Annotated in this window: 31 protein-coding genes, 1 tRNA gene and 1 pseudogene; 19 read left to right on the top strand and 14 right to left on the bottom strand. The window is 63.5% G+C overall.

Annotated features, from left to right (window positions below; translation table 11 throughout):
• The 5 genes from DFR67_RS05915 to DFR67_RS05895 form a co-directional block, all read right to left on the bottom strand.
• Nucleotides 1–927, bottom strand: a complete 927-nt coding sequence (locus tag DFR67_RS05915) for an alpha/beta fold hydrolase (RefSeq protein ID WP_342766712.1) — start codon at nt 925–927, stop codon at nt 1–3.
• A gap of 87 nt (nt 928–1014) precedes the next feature.
• The gene (gene mscL / locus DFR67_RS05910) at nt 1015–1944 is read right to left on the bottom strand and encodes a large-conductance mechanosensitive channel protein MscL (RefSeq protein WP_110468500.1); all 930 of its coding nucleotides are present in this window, start codon (nt 1942–1944) and stop codon (nt 1015–1017) included.
• A gap of 99 nt (nt 1945–2043) precedes the next feature.
• Nucleotides 2044–2715 (bottom strand): SAF domain-containing protein, encoded by a 672-nt coding sequence (locus DFR67_RS05905; RefSeq protein ID WP_110468499.1) that lies wholly within the window; start codon nt 2713–2715, stop codon nt 2044–2046.
• Nucleotides 2716–2810: 95 nt separating this feature from the next.
• Nucleotides 2811–3176, bottom strand: a complete 366-nt coding sequence (locus DFR67_RS05900) for an FmdB family zinc ribbon protein (RefSeq protein WP_110468498.1) — start codon at nt 3174–3176, stop codon at nt 2811–2813.
• A gap of 81 nt (nt 3177–3257) precedes the next feature.
• Entirely contained in the window at nt 3258–3905 is a 648-nt protein-coding gene (locus DFR67_RS05895; protein ID WP_425451248.1) for a 5-formyltetrahydrofolate cyclo-ligase, read from the bottom strand.
• A 29-nt stretch (nt 3906–3934) separates the two neighbouring features.
• Between DFR67_RS05895 and DFR67_RS05890 the strand changes: the two genes are divergently transcribed.
• From DFR67_RS05890 to DFR67_RS05880, 3 genes are all read left to right on the top strand, one after another.
• A complete protein-coding gene (locus tag DFR67_RS05890) occupies nt 3935–4882 on the top strand; it encodes a UTP--glucose-1-phosphate uridylyltransferase (protein WP_084835563.1) in 948 nt (315 codons plus the stop codon).
• Between the two features lie 183 nt (nt 4883–5065).
• Nucleotides 5066–6331: a molybdotransferase-like divisome protein Glp gene (glp, locus tag DFR67_RS05885; RefSeq protein WP_110468496.1), complete on the top strand. Its 1266-nt coding sequence runs from the start codon at nt 5066–5068 to the stop codon at nt 6329–6331.
• Nucleotides 6332–6340: 9 nt separating this feature from the next.
• A complete protein-coding gene (locus tag DFR67_RS05880; protein ID WP_110468495.1) occupies nt 6341–6994 on the top strand; it encodes a GNAT family N-acetyltransferase in 654 nt (217 codons plus the stop codon).
• A gap of 189 nt (nt 6995–7183) precedes the next feature.
• Here the strand turns inward: DFR67_RS05880 and DFR67_RS05870 are convergent, their stop codons facing one another.
• The 3 genes from DFR67_RS05870 to DFR67_RS05860 are packed head-to-tail and all read right to left on the bottom strand — an operon-like array spanning nt 7184 to nt 9466.
• A complete protein-coding gene (locus tag DFR67_RS05870; protein WP_110468734.1) occupies nt 7184–7756 on the bottom strand; it encodes a dihydrofolate reductase family protein in 573 nt (190 codons plus the stop codon).
• Between the two features lie 43 nt (nt 7757–7799).
• Nucleotides 7800–8870, bottom strand: coding sequence for a serine hydrolase domain-containing protein (locus DFR67_RS05865; RefSeq protein WP_110468493.1), 1071 nt, complete (start codon nt 8868–8870; stop codon nt 7800–7802).
• A 38-nt stretch (nt 8871–8908) separates the two neighbouring features.
• Nucleotides 8909–9466, bottom strand: a complete 558-nt coding sequence (locus tag DFR67_RS05860; protein ID WP_110468492.1) for a winged helix-turn-helix domain-containing protein — start codon at nt 9464–9466, stop codon at nt 8909–8911.
• Between the two features lie 210 nt (nt 9467–9676).
• On the opposite strand from DFR67_RS05860, the gene sepX reads away from it, so the two are divergent.
• Entirely contained in the window at nt 9677–10828 is a 1152-nt protein-coding gene (gene sepX / locus DFR67_RS05855; protein WP_110468491.1) for a divisome protein SepX/GlpR, read from the top strand.
• Between the two features lie 46 nt (nt 10829–10874).
• Nucleotides 10875–10947: transfer RNA gene (locus DFR67_RS05850), tRNA-Ala, on the top strand.
• 52 nt (nt 10948–10999) lie between these two features.
• On the opposite strand, the gene DFR67_RS05845 is transcribed toward DFR67_RS05850, so the two are convergent.
• Nucleotides 11000–12235 (bottom strand): tyrosine-type recombinase/integrase, encoded by a 1236-nt coding sequence (locus DFR67_RS05845; protein ID WP_170135197.1) that lies wholly within the window; start codon nt 12233–12235, stop codon nt 11000–11002.
• A 193-nt stretch (nt 12236–12428) separates the two neighbouring features.
• On the opposite strand from DFR67_RS05845, the gene DFR67_RS31055 reads away from it, so the two are divergent.
• The 13 genes and pseudogenes from DFR67_RS31055 (at nt 12429) to DFR67_RS05800 (ending at nt 17789) form a co-directional block, all read left to right on the top strand.
• Nucleotides 12429–12632: a helix-turn-helix transcriptional regulator gene (locus DFR67_RS31055; RefSeq protein ID WP_110468490.1), complete on the top strand. Its 204-nt coding sequence runs from the start codon at nt 12429–12431 to the stop codon at nt 12630–12632.
• A 67-nt stretch (nt 12633–12699) separates the two neighbouring features.
• Nucleotides 12700–12888, top strand: coding sequence for a helix-turn-helix domain-containing protein (locus DFR67_RS31560; RefSeq protein ID WP_110468489.1), 189 nt, complete (start codon nt 12700–12702; stop codon nt 12886–12888).
• Nucleotides 12885–13067, top strand: coding sequence for a hypothetical protein (locus tag DFR67_RS05830; RefSeq protein WP_110468488.1), 183 nt, complete (start codon nt 12885–12887; stop codon nt 13065–13067). The genes DFR67_RS31560 and DFR67_RS05830 overlap by 4 nt, the downstream gene beginning before the upstream one ends.
• Nucleotides 13068–13087: 20 nt before the next feature.
• Nucleotides 13088–13393 carry a hypothetical protein gene (locus tag DFR67_RS30175; protein WP_146240383.1) on the top strand — a complete coding sequence of 102 codons (306 nt, stop codon included), beginning with the start codon at nt 13088–13090 and terminating at the stop codon, nt 13391–13393.
• 130 nt (nt 13394–13523) lie between these two features.
• A pseudogene (locus DFR67_RS31555) lies at nt 13524–13700 on the top strand (helix-turn-helix domain-containing protein); the annotation flags it as partial.
• Between the two features lie 402 nt (nt 13701–14102).
• Entirely contained in the window at nt 14103–14603 is a 501-nt protein-coding gene (locus tag DFR67_RS31050) for a hypothetical protein (protein WP_245937752.1), read from the top strand.
• A gap of 50 nt (nt 14604–14653) precedes the next feature.
• Nucleotides 14654–14869, top strand: a complete 216-nt coding sequence (locus DFR67_RS30170) for a hypothetical protein (protein ID WP_146240382.1) — start codon at nt 14654–14656, stop codon at nt 14867–14869.
• Nucleotides 14866–15042, top strand: coding sequence for a hypothetical protein (locus DFR67_RS30415; RefSeq protein ID WP_158539904.1), 177 nt, complete (start codon nt 14866–14868; stop codon nt 15040–15042). The genes DFR67_RS30170 and DFR67_RS30415 overlap by 4 nt, the downstream gene beginning before the upstream one ends.
• Entirely contained in the window at nt 15035–15373 is a 339-nt protein-coding gene (locus tag DFR67_RS05820) for a hypothetical protein (RefSeq protein ID WP_110468486.1), read from the top strand. The genes DFR67_RS30415 and DFR67_RS05820 overlap by 8 nt, the downstream gene beginning before the upstream one ends.
• Entirely contained in the window at nt 15366–15866 is a 501-nt protein-coding gene (locus tag DFR67_RS05815; protein ID WP_110468485.1) for a hypothetical protein, read from the top strand. The genes DFR67_RS05820 and DFR67_RS05815 overlap by 8 nt, the downstream gene beginning before the upstream one ends.
• A 173-nt stretch (nt 15867–16039) precedes the next feature.
• Entirely contained in the window at nt 16040–16888 is an 849-nt protein-coding gene (locus DFR67_RS05810) for a phage major capsid protein (RefSeq protein WP_110468484.1), read from the top strand.
• 207 nt (nt 16889–17095) lie between these two features.
• Nucleotides 17096–17509, top strand: a complete 414-nt coding sequence (locus tag DFR67_RS05805; RefSeq protein ID WP_110468483.1) for a hypothetical protein — start codon at nt 17096–17098, stop codon at nt 17507–17509.
• The gene (locus DFR67_RS05800; protein WP_110468482.1) at nt 17502–17789 is read left to right on the top strand and encodes a hypothetical protein; all 288 of its coding nucleotides are present in this window, start codon (nt 17502–17504) and stop codon (nt 17787–17789) included. Before DFR67_RS05805 ends, DFR67_RS05800 begins: the two co-directional genes overlap by 8 nt.
• Before the next feature lie 66 nt (nt 17790–17855).
• Here DFR67_RS05800 and DFR67_RS05795 read toward each other — a convergent pair whose 3' ends face one another.
• From DFR67_RS05795 to DFR67_RS05785, 4 genes are all read right to left on the bottom strand, one after another.
• Nucleotides 17856–18092 carry a hypothetical protein gene (locus DFR67_RS05795; protein ID WP_146240381.1) on the bottom strand — a complete coding sequence of 79 codons (237 nt, stop codon included), beginning with the start codon at nt 18090–18092 and terminating at the stop codon, nt 17856–17858.
• Nucleotides 18093–18097: 5 nt separating this feature from the next.
• Nucleotides 18098–18439: a hypothetical protein gene (locus DFR67_RS05790; protein ID WP_110468480.1), complete on the bottom strand. Its 342-nt coding sequence runs from the start codon at nt 18437–18439 to the stop codon at nt 18098–18100.
• Nucleotides 18436–18603 carry a hypothetical protein gene (locus DFR67_RS30410; RefSeq protein WP_158539903.1) on the bottom strand — a complete coding sequence of 56 codons (168 nt, stop codon included), beginning with the start codon at nt 18601–18603 and terminating at the stop codon, nt 18436–18438. Before DFR67_RS30410 ends, DFR67_RS05790 begins: the two co-directional genes overlap by 4 nt.
• Nucleotides 18604–18690: 87 nt before the next feature.
• Nucleotides 18691–18924 (bottom strand): hypothetical protein, encoded by a 234-nt coding sequence (locus DFR67_RS05785; RefSeq protein WP_110468479.1) that lies wholly within the window; start codon nt 18922–18924, stop codon nt 18691–18693.
• Nucleotides 18925–19306: 382 nt separating this feature from the next.
• Here DFR67_RS05785 and DFR67_RS05780 point away from each other — a divergent pair, with 382 nt between their 5' ends.
• Nucleotides 19307–19960 carry a hypothetical protein gene (locus tag DFR67_RS05780; protein ID WP_110468478.1) on the top strand — a complete coding sequence of 218 codons (654 nt, stop codon included), beginning with the start codon at nt 19307–19309 and terminating at the stop codon, nt 19958–19960.
• A 20-nt stretch (nt 19961–19980) separates the two neighbouring features.
• On the opposite strand, the gene DFR67_RS05775 is transcribed toward DFR67_RS05780, so the two are convergent.
• Nucleotides 19981–20448 (bottom strand): hypothetical protein, encoded by a 468-nt coding sequence (locus tag DFR67_RS05775; protein WP_146240380.1) that lies wholly within the window; start codon nt 20446–20448, stop codon nt 19981–19983.
• Nucleotides 20449–20708 lie beyond the last annotated feature (260 nt).

The following is a 20708-nucleotide window of genomic DNA, read 5'->3' as shown; positions in this document are numbered from 1 at the left end:
TTATACGAGTGTCGCCCCGGCCGAGGCCGGGGCGATCTGTCGTCTCAAGACTTCGAGAACTGGCTCAACACTGCTCGCAGTTTCTCGGCGAACTCGACCGGCTTGCCCGTCTGCCCTGAACTCGCCGCCGAGAAAGCCTGCGTGATGGCTCGGGAACACCACAGCTTCTCGTCCGAGCAGTGCTGCGACGGCATAGGCGGACCGGCCGGCCATCTCGCCGTCCGTCGGTCCGCCTGACTCCTCTCCCACGGCGATGACGATCTCGGTCGTCGCGGCGCGTAGCGCGTCCACGTCCGGGGTGTACTGGGCGACGCCGCCCTGCATGTTCGTCATCATCGGGTCGGTGCGATCACCGTCGTCTTCGGTCGGCAGGCCGAATGCAGCAGGATCCGGGTCTGGCTGTGCCAGGTAGTCGGCGGGAATCTCGCCTCGCTGCATCACGAAGTTGATGAACTTCGCCGTGGAAGGTCCCTGCCCGGACCGCAGGTAGGTCTCCACCATGTCGTCACACGCAGCGCGCACCGCGTCACGATCGGGAAGCACTCCGCCGGCAGGTGGTTCGTGCGCGACGAGGAGTCGGATGTCCTCCGGGTAGCGCTCGACGAGCGCGAGTGCGTTGACCGCGCCGCCGCTCGAGGCGAACACGTCCACTCCTTGGGCACCCACAGCGCCGAGGACAGCGTGCAGATCTTCTGCATGCTGTTCCGGAGTGACCGGCGCGGTGGGATCGTCCCGGACACTTCGGCCGGTGTTGCGGGGGTCGTACGTGACGATCGTGCGTTCGGGAAAGTGTGGTGCCAGGCTCGTGAATCCGCTGGCGTCCATCGGCGATGCGATGAGCACCAACGGAACATCGTCGGGAGATGAACCGTCCCGGACGTCATAGGTCAGCGTGGCTCCGGGAACAGTAACTGTGTGAGTCTTCATGGTGTTCAGACTCGCGTGGCCTCAAAAACTAGTCGGTGCCTGGGAACTCGCCGGTGCCTGAGAACTCGCCGGGCCGCACGCCTCGATTTACGGGCTGCTGTGCCTGCCGCCGCCGTTCGAGTCATCGGGACGTCCCGGTGGCGGGCCGTAGTTCGGCGGGGGACCGGTGAGCGGGTCGTGGCCCGGAAGTGGTCCGGTGAGCGGATCGGGGCGGTAGCCGGAACCCTGGTCGGGTGCTCCGTACTGCGGCGGGTTCGGGCGCTGCGGCGGAGCGGGGTTGTATCCCGGCGGGGGACCGGACGGCTGCTGGTAGCCGGGAGGCGGACCACCCAGCGGCGACTGTCCCTGCGGCGCGCCACCCTGGGGCGGCGGGTTATGCGACGGCTGTCCGATCGGACCGGAGCCGCCCGCGGACTGACCCTGGTGCGGATAGGGATTCGCGCCACCGATCGGTCCCGACGGCTGCGCCGAGAACTGCTGGGTACCTGCGGCGGAGGCGCCGACGGCACCACCGGAGATCGGGCCCGAGTAGAGCGGCCCGGACGGCGGGCCCTCGTTCTGTCGACGATCGATCTCGGCTTGATCCTTCTCGCTCTTCGCCGCAGCGATCTTGGCCTTCTCCTCGATCGGATCCTTGCCCTGCAGGATGTCGCGGATCTCGGTGAGCAACTCGGATTCGGACAAAGCGGTCGCATCGTCGCCGTCTTTCGCCGCCAGCGCCTTGAGCTTCTCGTACGGCATGACGATGACGAAGTAGACGATGGCCGCGATGATCAGGAAGTTGATGATCGCGGTGATCAAAGCGCCGATGTTGACGAAGGTCTCAGGGTTACCCGAGCGGATCGTGAAGCCGAGCCCAGCGGCCTGATCAGTGCCACCGATCGAATTGATGAGTGGCTCGATGATGTTGGTGGTGAACGCGGTGACGATCGCGGTGAACGCCGCGCCGACCACAACTGCGGTCGCCAAGTCGATGACGTTTCCCCGCATGAGGAAGTCCTTGAAACCCTTTAACATAAAGCGGCCCTTCCTGCCTGGGAAACGTGCCTTTGCTCGATCACGGATTGCGTCGATCCTAACCAGGCGGAGATCACATTGGTGGATGCAACATGCATTTCAGTGGAAAACAACTGTGATGGGTGAGGCCAACGTGGCGCTGGCGACGGTGTGCGCGTCGCGCTCGGGCATTGCCAGCAGCGCTAGTCGGGAGCCGTCGGTGCGGCGAATCTGAGCCGGCTCCGACACCAGGGCAACCACCGCGTTCTTCACCAAAACGGTTGCGGCTCTGACGCTCTGATCACCGTTTGAATCGTTGATACTCAGCACGTCCACCACGTCGCCTTCGCGCAGCAACTCGACGATCGCGGTGTCTGACAATTTGACCGGTACCAGGCGGGCGTCCGGCCGGCCCAAGAGTTCTATCGGAAGGCGACTCGAGAGAACCCGGCTACCGGTGAGCATCTCGCCGGAACGCACGGGCCCGGTGACCGTCGAATCGATGAGTGCGGACGGATCAGTGATGGCGCCTGCGGGGATCACGGCCGGATCCGCCTGCGTGGTGGTGACGTCCGAGGAGGTCAGGCGGCTGCCCGGAGTCAGATCATGGGCGGCCACGATCACCGGCGACACATCGCTGTCCCGGCCGCCGGATGCCGCGGCGACCACCGCGATCAGCAACAGCACGCCCGCGCACACTCTGCGCAGAAGTAGTGATCGCGTCCATCCCGGACGGAGGGCTCGGCGTATGCGGTCCAGGAAGGTCGGGGTCAACCGATTGCGGGCAGGCATACCGAGGACGTTAGGAACAACGGGCGACCGATCACCGGCTCACAGCACAAGAAACCGGGCGCCTGTGGAGGGCGCCCGGAACTGTGGAGAACGTCTCAGGAAGCTGCTTTGGCTGTCGACGAGCTGCTCGACGAGGAGCTGCTGCTGGAGTCGCTCGACTTCGAGGTGCTCGCGGCGGCCTTGTCCTTGCTGCCCGAGTCTTTGCTCCCCGAATCCTTGCTGCCCGAATCAGACTTCGACGAAGAATCGCTCGAGCTGCTGCCGGCCTCGCTGCTGGAGGACGCCGAGCGGCTGTCGTTGCGGTAGAAGCCGCTGCCCTTGAAGACAATGCCGACACTGTTGAACAGTTTGCGCAGCTTACCGGCACACTGGGGGCATTCCGTCAGCGAATCATCAGTGAACGACTGCACGATGTCGAAGCGGTTGTCGCACTGTGTGCAGGCATACGAATAAGTTGGCACCGAGGACCTCCGGGAGTGTTTAGCCGAGAACGTTGTGGATTCTACCGTCGAACTGGCACTCTACGTAAACGAGTGCCAGGGTCAGGTTGTTCCCAGCCGGGTGAAGCCCGCCGTCGGTGTCAATGCCCAGCCCATCGCGACGTCGAATTCGCCCGCCGGCAGTACGTCGACCAGCTCCTCGTCGTAGACCACCGCAACCAACCGATTCCGGGGGACGCCGGCGATGCTGCGGTCGTAGTATCCGGCGCCGCGTCCGAGTCGTACGCCCTGTCGATCGACGGCCAGTGCCGGAACCAAAATGAGCTCGGCGTCATCGACCGTCGAAGGTGGCTGCGTCGGCCCGGTGGGCTCGAGGAGGCCGAATCGCCCGGTGGTCAGCGACTCCGGGCCCGAATACCGGGCCCACCGCAGGGGAGCGGGTGGGCCGGGGACGACCACCGGCAGCAGCACCTCGTATCCGTTGCCCACGAGTGCGTCGAGCATGACGAGAGAACCCGGTTCGGCGCCCACCGGCACATACGCCGCGACGTCAGCCCCCGGCGACGCGCTAAAGTGATCGTGAAGATCAATTTTCGCGAGCGAGATCACAAGTCGATGATCGGCGTCGTCCTTCACCTGGTCAGACATAACGTCTCTTCGGGTACGGAGGCGCCGGCGCCAGGTGTTCTTGGCGGTATCGATGGGTACATCTCTCTCGTAAGTGGCTTTGTGCCGATAGGTTATCCACAAACGTCAAAATGCAACTGAGGGTGGGATAGATGACTGAAGCGCAGATCAGCCCGGCTGTTGAAGTCGAGTACGAATCGGTACCGGGCACGCCTCCCATTCCGCGCACAGCGATCGTTCCTGCTGCGGGCCTGGGTACGCGATTTCTGCCGGCCACCAAGACCGTCCCGAAAGAATTGCTACCGGTCGTCGACACGCCAGGTATCGAACTCGTCGCCGAGGAAGCGAAGTCTGCAGGTGCCGAGCGCCTGTTGATCATCACCTCGCCGGGCAAAGACGGCGTGGTAGCGCACTTTGTCGAGGACCTCGTGCTCGAGCACACGCTGGAGTCGCGGGGCAAAGACACCATGCTCGCCAAGGTGCGCAATGCACCGTCGCTGCTCGAGGTCGCCTCGGTCATCCAGGAAAAGCCCCTGGGACTCGGCCACGCCGTGGGCTGTGTGGAGGCCAAGCTGGACGATGACGAAGACGCCGTAGCTGTTCTCCTGCCCGACGATCTGGTGATGCCGTCCGGTGTTCTCGAGGTGATGGCCCGTACCCGTGCCAAGCGCGGCGGCACCGTGTTGTGCGCCATCGAGGTGCCCAAAGACAAGATCAGTGCATACGGCGTGTTCGATGTCGAGGAACTCCCCGATGCCAACAACCCGAATGTCATGAAGCTCAAAGGCATGGTCGAGAAGCCGAAGGCCGAAGACGCGCCGTCGAACTATGCCGCCGCCGGCCGCTACATCCTCGATCGCGCCATCTTCGATGCTCTGCGCCGGATCAAGCCCGGCGCCGGTGGCGAGTTGCAGTTGACCGACGCCATCGCGTTGCTGATCGAAGAGGGCCATCCGGTGCACGTGGTCGTCCATCACGGGACCCGCCACGACCTCGGCAACCCCGGCGGATATCTCAAGGCATCGGTCGACATCGCGCTGGACCGCGAAGACTACGGCCCCGAATTGCGCGAGTGGCTCGTCGGGCGTCTGGGTCTGTAAGTGGCGGGTCCGGTGGTGAGCCGGAGCACGTTATCAGCCGCATGAGCATCCCAATGCTGCGAACTGCCGACGAGGTGCCGGGTTGCGCCCGACAAAACAGCTAACGTCAGTCATCGTGGAAGCGCGGGTCGCCGCGGATAGTGCCGCTGCGGCCCGAGCAATGGTGATTGAAGGAGGCGATCAGTGCGTTCGGTGGAAGATCAGCTGAGCCGGGTGACCGCCGCAGCGGTGGCGCCCCGGCCGGTACGGGTTGCGATCTCCGAATCGCAGGGTCTGCTGTGTGCTGAGGAAGTGACGGCCGAACGGCCGCTACCCGGATTCGACCAGTCGGCCATCGACGGATACGCCGTCCGCAGTGTCGACGTGGCCGAGGCGGGCACGATCGCCGACGAGGAGTCGGAGTCGCCGGGCGACCAGGTGATTGTGGTGCTGCCGGTGGTCGGCGAGTTGAAGGCAGGCTCGCGCACCCCGACCCGGTTGCAACCGCGCCAAGCCGTGCGGGTGGAGACCGGCGCACCCCTGCCGACGCTGGCCGATGCGGTGGTGCCCAAACGCTGGACCGACGGCGGCCTGCCGAAGGTCCGGGTCGGACACGCGGTGCACAGCGGGCAGTACGTCCGACACGTCGGCGACGACGTCCAGCCCGGCGATGTGGCCGTGCGCACCGGAACCATCATCGGTCCGGCCCAGGTGGGTCTCCTGGCCGCGGTCGGACGTGAGCGGGTGCTGGTGCATCCGCGACCCCGCCTGTCGGTCATCTCCATCGGCGGCGAGCTGGTCGACATCGACCGGACCGCAGGCGGCGGACAGGTCTATGACGTCAACAGCTATGCACTGGCCGCGGCGGCGCGCGATGCCGGTGCCGACGTCAACAGGGTCGGGATCGCAGACAGCGAGCCCACCCAACTGCGCGAACTAGTCGAGGGTCAACTGATCCGTTCCGAGATCGTCGTCATCACCGGCCCGGTCGGAGGCGCGGCGTCGGAGACGATCCGAGAAGCACTCACCGAACTGGGCGACCTGGAGATCACCCGCATCGCGATGTACCCGGCGTCGGTGCAAGGTTTCGGACAACTCGGGCGCGACGAGGTCCCCACGTTCTTACTGCCCTCCAACCCGGTGAGCGCCCTGGTGGCGTTCGAGGTGATGGTGCGGCCGCTGATCCGTATCGCAATGGGCAAGCGGCAGCCGATGCGGCGGATAGTGCGCGCCCGCACCGTCGGACCGATCACCTCGGTGGAGGGTCGTCGTGGGTATCTACGGGGTCAGCTGATGCGAGACGAACAGACCGGTGAATACCTGGCTCAGGTGATCGGCGCGGCCGACGGCGGCTCCCACCTGCTGGCGGGTCTGGCCGAGGCGAACTGTCTGGTGATCATCGAACCCGAAGATGTCGAGTTGCGGGCAGGCGACGAGGTCGACGTGGCGTTCCTGGCGCAACGGGGGTGATACTGCACTGTGCGTGCCTGGAGCAGGGGTGATGCGGGACGGCGTGGCTGGCCCGCGAAGCTGGGACCGATCACGGTCGCCGGAGGCGTACTCACGGTCCGCCCGGTACGGCTGCGAGATGCGCGCGCCTGGAGTCGGCTGCGGATAGAGAATCAGAACAACCTGCTGCCGTGGGAGCCCACCGGCGTCGGTATGTGGTCGGCGCGGCACAATCCGGCGGCGTGGCCTGGCCTGCATTCTGTGCTGCGAGCCGAAGCCAAGGCAGGCAACATGCTGCCGATGGTCATCGAGCTCAACGGCGAATACTGCGGACAACTCACCGTCGGCAACATCCAGCGCGGCGCACTGCGTAACGCGTGGATCGGCTACTGGGTCGACGTCGCCGTCACCGGTCGCGGAGTCGCCACGGGAGCGTTGGCCCTCGGCGTCGACCACTGCTTCGGAACCGTCGGCCTGCACCGGCTGGAAGCAACCGTGCAACCCGACAACGGTGCCTCACTGTCCGTGCTCCACAAAGTCGGATTCCGCGACGAGGGCCTGCTCAAGCGCTACATGGACGTCAACAACGCCTGGCGCGACCACATCCTGCTGGCGCTCACCATCGAAGAGATGACCGGGACCGCAGTCGACACGCTGGTGCGGGCGGGGCGAGCGTCGTACTGATTGTGGGCTGCTTCTGGTGGTGGCGCTGATGTCGGTGCTGGTCGGTGTCGGTGCTGAAGTCGGAGGAAGTCGCAGTTCCTCCGGCTGTGGCCAGGTCCTCCGGTTGCGGTCGGAGGACCTGCACGAAGTCGGAGGAGATCGTGGTTCCTCCGGTTGTGTGCCGGAACTGGAGTCGGAGGAAGCCTGCGGTCACTTCCTGCTGTAGGTAGATACGACGTTCCCGCCGCTGAACGTCTTCACGTCGGCGAGGTCGAACTGGCTCGGGGCGAAACCACTGACGAACGCCGGCAGGCCCGCACCTGCCACCACCGGGTAGGTCTTGATCACCAGCTCATCGATCAGCGGCAGCAACTGCCCGGCGAGCGCGCCGCCGCCGGCGAGATAGATGTCGAGGCCCGAGTTCTCGGCTTTGAGCTGTTCCACCGCGACGTCGGGTTCGTCGCGGATGACGGTGATCGCCGGATCGCCGGACCTGTGGTTGCGTGACACCACGTACTGCGTGAGGTGTGGGTACGGGCTGGTGATCCCGGCGGCGAGCGCGGGATCGTAGGTGCGACGGCCCATCAGGATGGTGTCGAATTTCGTGAGAGGCGCGTCCGCGATACCGAATTGGGCTCTCACATGTGCCGGCAACGCGTCGCCGTACTCCGAGCCCATCCACTGCAGGTAGTCATCGGACATGGGAAAGAAGTCGACTTCATCGTCGGGGCCTGCGATGAACCCGTCGATCGAGATCCCGATGTAGTAGACGAGCTTTCGCATGGTGTCACCCTTCTCGGCGGCCGGCCGCCGCACCTCTAGATGGTCAGCGGTCGGATACTGCTTGTGCAAGGAGTTTTTCGCCCAGCGGTACCACTGTGTCGCCGGTTGCGGTCAAAAGTACTGTGGCAACACCGTTGCGACGGTCGATTCCGATGTACGACGCGAAGCCACTCGTCTGGCCGTCGTGCCAGGTGATCTCTCGGCCGTCGTCGGTGGTCGTGGAGATCCAGGCCCAGCCGATGCGCGAGGCCCCGAGATCTGCTCGCGGAACCAGCGCGTCCATCCCTGGTGCGGTACCGGCCAGCAGTGCGCTCGCGTAGGTGGCCATGTCTGTGATGTTCGCGCGCACACCGGAAGCCGGTGCCATCGACTCGCCGATCCACGGTTCGACGGTGCGTCCCGTGGTGTCCTTGCCGCGCAGATCCCGCGGAGTGATCTGTTCGGCATTGACCAACACGTCGGAGCCGACCATCCCGAGCGGTTGCAGGATGCGTTCGCGCACCAAAGCGTCGAAGTCCGTGCTCGCGGCTGCGGCCAGAGCTGCGCCCAGCACTTCGTATCCGACGTTGGAGTAGGTCCCGGGAGGTGCGTCGAGCGGGTAGTCGCGCACCTGGGCCAGCCGGTTTGCGGTGCTCTCGCGATAGGGGAACGAACCGGTCAGTTGAGCCAACTGGTTACGCACGTATTGGTCGGCGGTCGGTGGTTGCACAGGCAGTCCCGAGCGGTGTGTCGCCAGGTCCGACAGCGTGATGCGCTCGGCGGGGGAGCCGCGCAGCACCGGAAGCAGACTGCCCACGGTGGTGTCGGGCTGGACTTCGCCGCGGGAGATCCCCTCAGCGAAAAGCAGTCCCGTGGCGGTCTTGCTGATCGATCCGATCTCGAACCGGTCGTTGATGTCGGCGCCCGCAGCGGTCACGCGCACATCTGTCCCGTCGATGACCGCCGCGGCGACAACCGGGTGTCCGGGTCCGACGAGCTCCGTTACTTCTCGGGCGAGAGTGGGGTCGCCGCCGGATGTCGGCAAGCTGGGGGATGCGATCGCAGGACGGTCACCGATGGCCAGCGCACAGGTAGTCGCGAGCACCAGCGCGATCAGTCGAATGGACGGGTGCATGGTTCTGATCCCTTCGGTTGGGTCTGTCGGGTCTCGGGCTACAGGGCAGAAGCGAGGGCGAGCATCGCCGGGACCACACGGTCGGGCGGAACTTGAACGGCCCCTCGACCGGCCGGACGTAACCAGCCGGCAGCGGAGAGGATGCGTACGTGGTGGTACACCTGCCCGGTGGTGCCCATGGCCTCGAGCGCGGAAAGGTCCGCAACGCTGGTGGTGCCACCCAGGACCGCCAACAGCAGCTGGAGCCGGATGGGTGAGCCCAGCGCAGCGAGACGATCGGCGACGATTGCGGCATGGTCGTCGTCCAGTTCGAGGATTTCCTGGGCGGTGTGGCCGTACTGCCACTCCACAGGTCCTGCGGCGGTCGGTGCGATGCCCGAGTAGATCAGCCCGCCCGATGCGCCGCCGAGTTGCTCGCGAAGTCCTTCGAGAACCCAGAAGCGATTGTCCTGAGCGCCTTTTCGGTGGTTCGAGTCCATCGTGCCGGCGTCTGCCGAAGGCGTCTTCTCTTCCAGTGCTGTCAGTCGTGCTTCGACCTCGCGCAGGCGCTCCGCCAGTTCCGCAGTCGGCGGATCGATGGGTCGTTTTCCGGGCACGAGTTCGATATTTACGTAATTTCGAACAATTTGCAAGGGTTTTCCATGGCCTGCCCCTGAAAGCTTGCTGATATTTGCCTCCGCGTCGGCGCGTCTCCGCTGGTTGGACCAGCGCTGGCCATAGCCTAGGTTCACCGTCTGTTACGCGTGTGACGAACGGCTACTCGGCTGACCGGTCGAGCTGAGATTGCCGACAGAAAGGAGCTGCCCATGCCGAACTCGTTGCTGTGGGTGTGTCTGGTGGCGATCTGGCTCTTTGTCTTGGTGCCGATGGTTGTGAAATCGCGTCCGACCGTGCGTAAGACCTCCGACACCGCCTTGTCGACCCGCGTGCTGCATCGCGGCGGTCGGACGATGGCGAGGACCAAACGCCGCATCGCTTCCGGGCGTCATCCGCACGATGCCGACTGGGAGCCGCCCGTGCGCGAGTACCGCAAAGCTGCGACCGCGACGGCCGTCAAAGATGTTGACGAGGCCGACAGCGTTGCTGAGGCCGGCGAAACCGATGCAGACACCACGACGACCGTCGAGAAGGCTCCAGTCGCCGAGTCGACGCCCGTGCTGAAAAAAGTTGCGGTGGACGCGGAGTCGAGAGACGACGACAAATCCGGCGATGTCGAGCCCGCGGGCACCGTCGATGAAGAGGTGGCCGAGGCCGAGACCGATGACGTCGAGACCGATGACGTCGAGGCTGAGGCCGCCGAGTCGGATGCCGAAGATACCGTGGCCGCCGAAGCTGCCGAGGATCACGACGACGCCGCCGACGATGAACTCGTCGACGACGTTGACGATGACTTCGACGAGGACGCCGAGTACGACGACGACTATGACGAAGATGCCGAGTACGACGACGACCTCGACGATGACGAGGCAGACGAACCGGTAGCGGAAACCGAGTCCGAGCGGCGCGCCCGGCGAGGTGGATTCGACCCCGAGGCCGATCGTGAACGCAGTGACAAGCGGTACCGCTTCCGTCAGCGCGTGATGGCTGTGTTCGCGTTGTTGCTGGTTGCCGCCCTCGGTGCCGGTGTGCTCCTGGGCACGGCCGGCTGGGTCGCCGCGGCCGTAGTAGGCGTCGCTCTGCTCGGGTACATGAGCTTCCTGCGGCGGGCCGTTCGCAACGAACAGCGGATCCGCCAACAGCGCATGCGGCGACTGGCCCGCGCGAAGCGGCAGGAAGAAGAACGCCGCGAGCATCAGGAAGAGGATCCGCGTGCAGAGGTTCCTCGCAGGCTCCGTCGCCCCGGCGCGATCGTGTTGGAGATCGACGACGAGGATCCGGTCTTCGACCATTTGCCCAGGTTCGAGCGGGTCGAACGGGTCCAGCATGAGCCGTCCTACCGTCGAGTTGTGGGGCAGTAGCCCCGGGCTGTTAATCTGTTCGAGTTGCTTCTCACGAAGTAACGAAGGGGCTATAGCGCAGTTGGTAGCGCGTCTCGTTCGCATCGAGAAGGTCAGGGGTTCGATTCCCCTTAGCTCCACTTAAAGCGCCAGGTCACAGCCTCAGATTCGAGGCCGAGCCGTTAGCAATCTCTAAGCGTTCCGCAGAGGTTCCGCAGTAGAAACACTTTGGTTCCGTTTACTACCGGCGTCGGCAACGTTTCCGATGGCAATGTCGAGGGCGTCTGCCACGGCCTCAAGGTCATCGTCGAACAGGTCTGCATAGGTGTCGAGGGTCATGCTCGCCTTCGCGTGGCCGAGCATTCTTTGGACTGCCTTCACGTTCGCCCCGGCCGACACCGCCAAGCTGGCCGCTGTATGCCGCAGATCGTGCGGTGTGATCGTCGGGAAGGTCTCATCGCGGGTCTGGCACATCTTCACGGCCGTCGCGAACACGCGAGACCGGTAATTGCTCACGCGAAGGACGCTTCCTCGCGAGTCTGTGAACACGAGGTCGTCACGAGACTTCCCGACCATCAGAGCTGACAGTTCGACGCTCAGAGATTTCGGGAACGGCACCGACCGGCGTTCGTGCGTCTTCGGCGTCGACCACGTGAGGCCCTTCGCTTCCGTCACGCTTCGGGAGATGTTGACCCGGCGTCGCAACATGTCGAAGTCCTGGACTCGTAGCGCGGCCATCTCTCCCCATCGCAGCCCGGTATACGCCAGGAATCGAACCACCTCGGGATTGCGCTCGACGGCCTCTGTCAGAGCGGCCACTTGCACGTGCGACAGGTAGCCACGGTCGGCGTGCTCGCGCTTGGGCAGCTTCACGCCATCGCAGGGATTACGGGGGAGTCGTCGGTCTTCGACGGCGGCGCCGAGGACTTGCCGGAGCAGCCCGAATGCATTCTCAATGGTGGTGGTTCCGATTGCCTCATCGGCGGCCAAGCCAGCGACCCATAGGCGGATTTCCGATGTCTTGAGGTCGACTACGTTGCGCTGTCCCCATTGGTCGCGAACGTGGCAGATCCAGACGCTCTTACGGGTTCCTTCAGTCTTGGCCGAGATGTGGCCCTGAGCCTTCGCCCAACCGGTGTAGACCGTCTCGACGCTGACCTTGCCCGCTTGTGGAGTGACATAGTTGCCAGTCGTCATGGCTGTGTTGATCTCGGCAACCTTCGCCTCTGCGTCGGGCTTCGTCGCGAAGCTGCCACCGAACTGCTCATGGCCGTCAGGGTCGACGTACCGGACGTGCCAGCGCTTCCCCTTGCCGTTGTAGGCCGATGGGATTCGTTTTCCATTGCTATCTCGGCGCTTTGTGAACCAACGGTCGACTACTTGCGCGGCGCGCTGGTTGCGTTTCTGCCCGATCGCTTCAGTGCTCATCAGAAAATTTTTGCACACTGATCCCCGGCCGGGCGAAGATCCTCCACAATCTGCCGCACCGAGTCTGTGATGCACGCCACTAGCGTGTTCGTTCGTTTCCTGTCCGCGAACAGCCAACGGTGTAGGTGCCGATCGTAGTATTGAGAGCGCAATCAGATTGGAAAAACACCCCCATAGAAAGGGTCTATTAGACATGCCCGCAGACGAAATTCTTCCCACTCCGCAGGTCTCTATTGAGTATGGAATACCGCAGGGGACATTGCGGTTTTGGCGTAGCAAGAATGAGGGTCCGAAGTGCTTTCGGTTGGGTCGGAACATTGTCTATCGCCGGTCGGCAATCGAGGAATGGATTGCTGCGCAAGAGGTAGCCACCGCTCGCGGCGGAATTCGCGTGTAACCGAGAGCCCTTGCATTCTGTCATTGTTCGAGAAGAATTGGGTTAGACCAATTCACTCGAAGGACTCATGTTGCAACTCACTGAATGGCTGAGGCCAGCCGACGCGCAGGACTACCTAGGAATCTCGCGGCCGGTGCTAAACCGGATCCTTACTCAAAATCCACAGATCACCGTCATGCGGCCGACCGGCCCAGGCGGCCACCGCAGGATCTCACGAACCGATCTCGCCACGTTCGTCGAGGCGCGGCGAATATGAGACCGATCCTGCTAACTGACTTCTGCCGGTCGTTGCGCGTCGAGGCCGCCGAGGTTCAGACAGCCATCCGCGCCGGTGACCTCGACGCCACGCTGACCGGATCGCTGGTGCTGCTGAACAGCTCCGAGGCCGTCCGGTGGTGGCTCGCCCAGCGTGAGCGCAAATCCGCCGGACATTAAATCTGAAAGGGCTTTTCGTCGTGTCAATCTCCGAGGTCAATTCAGCCATGGGTAAATTGCATTGCAATACCTGCGGCAAAGACGTTCGCATAAACTCAGACTTCACGGTGCGTAAACATTCGCGCCGCGCCGCCGATGGTGGTGAAGTCTGCCAGACTTCCGGTATCGACGCATTTGGGGTAATGCTGCGAGCTGCGGAACTCGACACCACCCGCGATGACGCGAACCACAATTATCCTTGGTTGGCCGAGGAGTTCCACTATCTATCCGACAATCTGCGCGAAATACCGGTTAGTGAGTGGGCGCCGGGAACATACATGACCTAAGCGAATCGCTCCCATCAACGCGAAATGCGCCGACCGGCTAGTCGACGCATTTCCTTTCTAAAAGGATACGACAATCATATCAGATGACATTGAGCGCGGCCGCTCCACCGGACAGAATCCGTTCCAGAAATTGACGTGGTTTACAGCGACCCGAGGCGCGGACATTACCGACGGTGAGTTTCGCGTTCTCGCCGTGCTCGCCACTTTCAGTAGCGGGGGAGGCGGCAACGCACGTCCAGGAGTGGACCACCTGCGAGCGGCGACCGGCCATAGCCGCTCCTCAGTCAAGCGGCACCTCAAGTCTCTTGAGGCTAAGGGCTGCATTGAACTCACGCGAGCCGGTGGCGGCGGGTCGGGAGGCGATGCGAACACCTACCAGCTCGCCGATGTACCGGTGACCCCTTGCTACGCGTCGTTCCTCCGAAACCAAGACGCGTGGAAGAGATCCCACAAACAGCGCTGCGCTTGCAGTGAGCTGACCGCCGAATCACTCACTGAGTCCTCAGTGAGCCCTCATGTACGAGAGACTCCGGAGAACCTCCGCACAACCGAACCGGGGTCCAATTCAGCACTGACCGGGGTTCAAATCAGAACGAACCGGGGTCCACAGCTGGACCCCTATCAGGTTCTAGATCAGGTAAAAGAAGATCAGGTTAAAGATCTAGAGACTGGGTCCGCTACCGCGCACCCCACGCACGAACACACTCCGATGGTCGATGGAGACGTGGCCGAGGTAGGAACCACGATCCACGCCGGGTGGCACGTAAACGGAATCCACGTCAATATCGCTACCGGATACGGACTCCACGCCGGTGCCCTCGCAGGCCCGTTCAAACGCTGGGCACACAAGGAACGCATCGCTCGCAAGAGTTGGGATGCGACGTTCACCAACATCCTGCATGCCATCGCGGGCATGACCACTGGTGACCGCGTCGACCACGTATTCGAAGCAAGCGAGCACGTCGACAGCATCGCCGAATGCCTCAACCTTCCGGATGACTGGTACCTCGCCACCGAGTACCGCACCAGAGAACACCACGTAGTCGCCAATGCGCCACGGCCTGACCACACCCACGCTGTAGTCCCCGAAACAACTGCAACCCGCCGATCTGAAGGCTCGGCGGGCATCACGCGACTGTTCGCCGACGCCGGTGTCGGCACCGGGCATGCCTTGGAGCTTTCCGACTACGACGACGGACCAGGCTTCTGAGAATCGCTCAGCCCCGCCACCTTCCACGAACAGGATCCAAGACACCGACAATGACATCACCACACCGATACCGTGACCGGAACGGCACCCGCCGAGAACAGCGGCACGCGCTCGCCACCCTCGACGCGCTTGCCGGACAGATCCAAGATCAGGGCGTGCAGATCCACTCGCTACACAAGCAGGTCGAGCAGCTTGTGGCCAATCACATTGCCACCCTGGCGCTGCTTGCCGAGGCTGACGTCAAGGCGGGCGGCGGCCCACAATGACCGAACCAACATCGTTCGACCGCCTGCACGCCGTCGCAGTCCAGAACCTTGCATTGCAGGTCGACAACCTGACCGACCTGGTCGCAGGCGTCGTCGCGGCGTACGAGACTCAGCAACGCCAACTGATCTGCCTAAACAAGCGGATCAACGAACTCGTGGCCGCCGATGACTGACTTCTCCACGCTCGGCGAGCGTCTCCCGGCCGGTGATCCACGCGGGCCGATTGCGTACCGTCACCTGGGCATCCACCAAGACCGCTACGACTCGCGACTAGAAGCCGACCGCAGCAATCAGGTGGTGAGGCGAACCGCGACCGACTTGGAAGTTGCTCTGCTACGCCACGTCGCAATGCTGCCCGCCGAGGACGTCGACCATCCCGACAACCGCACGGTAACGACAGCGATTCACTGGTACGGCCCCGTCGCCGGCTACACGTTCGCCGCCGGCCGGCAACTTTTGATCGACACCCGACTCACGACCGAGGACACCGCTACACATGACTGACACCACGACCACCGACCCGGCCGCCCAGATCGACGCAGACGACGCGACGACGCTCGACCCGAACACCGGCACCCCTGGCATCGAGACCGACGACCAGGACGACGACACCGACCCCATCGAATCGCGTAAATACCGCAAGCGCGCTCAGGTGGCCGAGAGCGAACGGGATGCCTTGGCCGTCAAGCTCGCCGCCGTGCAGCGCGCCGAGATCACTCGACTGGCAACAGACCTCGCGGACCCGACCGATTTGTTCGAGTACGGCAATCTCGACCTGGCCGAGGTGACCGACGTCGAGACCGGCCATGTCGACCCTGAAGCTGTCGCCCGCGCACAGGCCGAACTCCTCGAACAACGACCGGGTCTGGCCAGGGCAGAGCTGAAGAAGCCGGTTCCGGGAACCTATGCCAACGCTGGCCAATTTCAACGTGGCGCAACGCCCGGCGGCAAGCGGTCGCCGTCCTTCGCATCGACGGTTTTCGGCATCTCTGAGTAAGCACTCCGAATGGCCTGGATTGGTAGAAAACACCGACAGATAATGGAATGAGCATTAAGGTTTGAGTCCGTTCGATTCGCCGGATTGCTGAGAATCGCCGCAGGTTCGCGGCACCACTAACGGCCGAACGCTGAACGTGAATCCACTTCGTATCTCGAAGGATTCAACCACTCATGACCATTTCCAAGACCACCGGCGGCACCGGCGCAGTGTCATCCGCCGAAGTCAGCTCACTCATTATCGAGCCGCTCATCACCGAGGCCGCGTTCGGACAGGTTTCGACATACGTACCAGTCAAGGGCAGCTCTCTGCGCATCCCCAAGGTGACCGACGGCACCAACGCTGGATGGGTTGCCGAAGGTAGCGAGATCAACATCGACAATCTTGCCATCACCGAGGTTCCGCTCGTCTTCAAGAAGCTCGCCGCGATCGTGCCGGTGACCGCCGAGTTGATCGCGGACGCCCACACCGAGGGCGGTGGAGTGCTGACCCTGGTCGGAAACTCGCTGGTGCGCCAGCTCGCAAACAAGCTCGACCTCGCCGCCTTCGGCAACACCGTCGCCGAAGGGCCGAACGGCATCCAGTCAATCACCGGAACCATCGACCTGGGCGATACCGCACTGACCGACGCCGACATCGTCGTTGACGGCATCGCGGCACTGAAGGCGAACGGCAACACCGCGACGCACGTCGTGGTGAGTCCGGCCCTGGCCGCGACCGCTGCGAAGACCAAGGTCTCGACCGGGTCGGCACAGCAGCTCTACGGCCCCGACGCCAGCCAGCCCGTGGCGGCAACAATCCAAGGCCTGCCGGTCGTCGCAGACCCGGCGGTCAAGGCTGACGCCCTCTACGTCGTGGACGCCTCGCGCATAGTGCTCGCCGTCCGCCAGGAAGCCACCCTGACCACCGACGCCAGTGTGTACTTCAGTTCCGACCGGGTCGCCGTCAAGGCAAACCTGCGCGTCGGTATCGGGTGGGTCGACCCCAAGGCAATCGCCGTCGCCACCTACGACGCACCGTAAAACACTTCCGGCCGAGCATCGCTAACCAATCTCAGGCGAACCGAGTGACGATGCCCGGCCGGGCCAGAACTTCACGACGGAAATCAGTCACCGTTCGTGAAGCGCGGGTGTTGTGCCCCGTGCCCTTTCCCGACCAGCCCTCACCGGCCGCTTTCCCGGTGAGGGCTGAGTTGGTTCAAGCACCGAAAGTATTGCGAGAGAGATGATATGACCATTGCACGCCAGGAACGCACTTCTTGGTCCAAGCGCGCCCGAGACTACGTCAAGGCCGTCGAAGCCGACTACGTCCTCAGCCACGGCGAAGAGATTGTGATCGTGTCTCTAGCGCGGGCGATCACTCGCGAGGACGCGCTTACGCTCGCGATGCACGGCGAACCGCTGGCCGTCGCGAACCGTTTCGGTGAGCTGGTGAACCACCCGCACGTGGTCGAGCTTCGCCAGGTCGGTGGCCTCATTGCAAAGTTGGTCGGGTCGCTGAGACTGCCCGAAATCGTTGAAGCGGCTGACGGCACCCGGACGGCCGGTAGGCAGGCTCAGAAACGCACAGGCAGCCGAGGCACCTACGCACCCGCCGGTGACGCGACAGGCGACGTGATGTTGCGGATCGTGGGCCATGGCTAGAGTTCGCCAGCGGCAGCCGACGCCGGTCGAGGTCGACGTCGGTTCACGCCTACCAGAACCGTTGTGCCACGGCCCGAACGTTGCAGTGTTCGCACCCGACGACTACGCCGCACATCGCGGCCATGAACCCACCGACCCCGCCGAAGCATTCGACATCATGCTCCGAGCGCGCCGGGCGTGGTGGGCCTACGCCAAGATGTACGCCGACGATCACGGTCTCGACCACGACGAACTACGCCACCGCATCGGCCGAGCAAACAGGCGCCCGTTTTGGCCGTAACCCCACAGCACACAAGAGCACCCCGACCACAGTGGCCGGGGTGCTCTGTCTTGCACTAGGTGTTGCTCAGCCGAACTGAGACTGTGCCGCTCGCCCGCTGATACCGAGCGCGCACCCGACCATTGCCCACGAATCGCCCGCCTCGCGAGCAAGGGAAATCTCTCGGGTTAGACGATCGCGGTCGCCGGATCTAACGGCCTGCCGGATGCGGTGGAAGTGCTCAGTGCCTCGCCCCTCGACCGTGTCGGGGTCAAGTTGGTCGAGCCACGCCTCTGCCAGTGCGAGTTCCTCTGCTTCATTCATCACAGTCAGCATATCGCCGCGACGTTCGCTTGACCCTGCTTGATGTAACGCACCGCTTCGATTGCGCAGTCGACGTCGCGCATCCGCGCATAGAGCCGGTCACGCGGGTCCGGGTCGTTGGCCGCCTCATTCAACCGGCGCATCGCCTCGCGCAGGTCCGCGTCCACCTCCTCGCGGCGCGCCGAGTAGTGGTCTTCGAGCATCTTCAGTTCGCAATCCTGGCGACGCGCCGACGCTGTAACACCCCGACCAGGGCGGACGCGGTTCGGGCGCGGGGTGCCATCGCCCAAGATGCCGCCGAGTAGGCCGACCATCATGATCGCGCCGAACACTATGTAGCCGGTCATCGCGACACCGCCATCGCCGCGATGGCCGTATCTAGCTCGGAGCGCAGTCGGGTTGCGTCAGCGAGTTCGAGGTCGACGAGTACGACGCCGCCCTGTTCGAGGACCACGATTGGCCTATCGCCGGGAACGTCTTCGACCACGGCCGAGACCAGGTGTGTACGCATGTTTGCTTGCTTTCGGTGGGTTGATGGATCGCGCCCTGTGAGACCTATGACGATCGGCACCCCTCAAGGGACTCAGGGCCTTTCGAGCTAAATCTTGGCGAACATGGGGTGAGCAGCGGCCATGCCGCGCCAAGCCAGTTCGCACCGCAAGGCCTGGTAGTACTCCGCATCGCCGTCCTGTGCCGTGCCGCGATCTAGGGCCGCGTAGGTACTGCGAGCCTCACGGTTGAGCGATGCTTCCGACGCCGAGCGAAGGTAGACGCGGTCGAGGTCGGTCTCAGTGGAAACGGGGGACTTGGCGAGCGAAACGGGTGCAGACATGGGGACTCCTCAGGGGAAGGTGTTGCGAGGGAATGTGATTCGGAGCGGCTGACGTGGTGGCCGACTGACACAAACCTAGACCGACCCGAGCCTCGCCGTCAAACGCGCAGGTCCGAAACCTGTTTGCCTGCAACAACATTCGTACGCGACACGCGACGCCCCTGGGGGCGGGGACCCCCTCGCGTGCGCGGACGCGTTTGCGCAGCGCTCTGGTGCTGACAGTGAGCGATAGCTGAAAAACCCGCTTAGCTGGCACATCTACGCAGGTGGCGGAGTCGCCCGGCGGCCTAGAGTGGGTCAAAAGTGGGCAATTGAGAGTCCGAACAGATGAATTCCGTCGCCCGACCGCGTCTTTTCGTACACGCCGCATAGGCTCAGGCGCATGTCTGACGATCCCCAGAATTGGTCGACCTTGAGCGGCGAAAAAGTGAAGGAACTTGAGCGTTGGGGATCGGCGTGGGCCGATCTCCAGCACGCTGGGATGGCTCTATTTGAACGGCAGCAGCTACCGAGAAGGCCATCATCACTGTTTCAGCGGCGAGCGCTCTGGGAATCTGCAGTCGTCGCGTATGCAAGGGCAGACCAGAGCAAAGACAGGCGTGACATCCAGTTCAAGAACTTTGTTCAGGAAATCACGGGGGACAGCGGTAGCGCGATGCACAAGCGCGTCATGGACTGGAGGCACGGCCACGTCGCGCACCGGAAACGCGCCGAGTTTGAGTCAGCAGAGACTGTCATCGCCTTCCGCAACGGGTCTGCGACTCCATCGTCGCTACATCTGGTCCTTGGGATCGATCTAGGACCGGAGGACGATAGCGAGTTTGTGGCAGCTTTCCGCCAGCATGTGGAGGTACTGAGGAACGCGATGTACGAAACGAGGATTTCACCGCTCGCGAAGCAGATCATCGACAACATCAACGAATCAAAGATAGTCATTCCATCGGAGATGCGGCCCGCAGATGACCAGTCGAGCTCGGCGCGATACGTCATCAATCATCTCTTGCTAACACTCGACGCGGTGCCGAAGACCGATTGACCGGCGCCAGTCGCGATTGCTTAGGGAGAGGGGTAGTCCCTCGCGACTGCTCCCAGCGCGATAAGCCCGTCTTGGATTTCAAGCTCAACAGTGACTGTCGAGCCGTCTCGGCAGCCGAGCGTCACGGTTGCGTTCGGTTCGCGTAGCTCGACTCGTCGCACGACGAGGTCATCGAGTACCAGGTCCGGGAACCGCCGCACGGCCATTTGTTCCGCCCAGCCACGGGCCTCGCTTTCCTCTAGCGGGCGAGGAGGTTCCGACTTTCGCCCGCCGGTGACCGCCCTGGCGAACGACTTCAAAGCCTCCCAACCAATGCTGCCGATAACTCCGCTCGCAGCGGCCTGAACTACGAACTCGACGACGGTTGCGTCGGCACCCCAGCTGTGGTGGTGCACGTTCTGGTCCAAGATGTAGTCGGGTCCACCCGGGATCATCTCGGCCAGTCTTCTTAGCTCATCGAGATCGACGGGTCCTGACGGGCTAACCATCAACAGAAGGCTGTGCTGCGGCGTCCTGTCCTCTTCAGACCAGGGCGACCGGATCTCATGATAGGTAACGCGGACTTGGTCGACGTGGGTCAGACGGTCAGCGCCATCGTGCGCGGGAGTGCCGGTCATTGTTCGAGAATATCTGCGACCCGAACGGGATTCGACCAGTTATTGGCCACTCGCGTTCCGCAGCGGTTCCGCAGTAGGTTCGCAACCTGCCGACCGGATTCAACGTGATAAACGTGTTGACCTCGCGAACT

It is taken from the genome of Williamsia limnetica (genome assembly GCF_003217475.1).
Classification (GTDB): domain Bacteria; phylum Actinomycetota; class Actinomycetes; order Mycobacteriales; family Mycobacteriaceae; genus Williamsia; species Williamsia limnetica.
The sequence above is the reverse complement of the archived record's forward strand: the minus strand, read 5'-3'. Positions and strand labels throughout refer to the sequence as shown.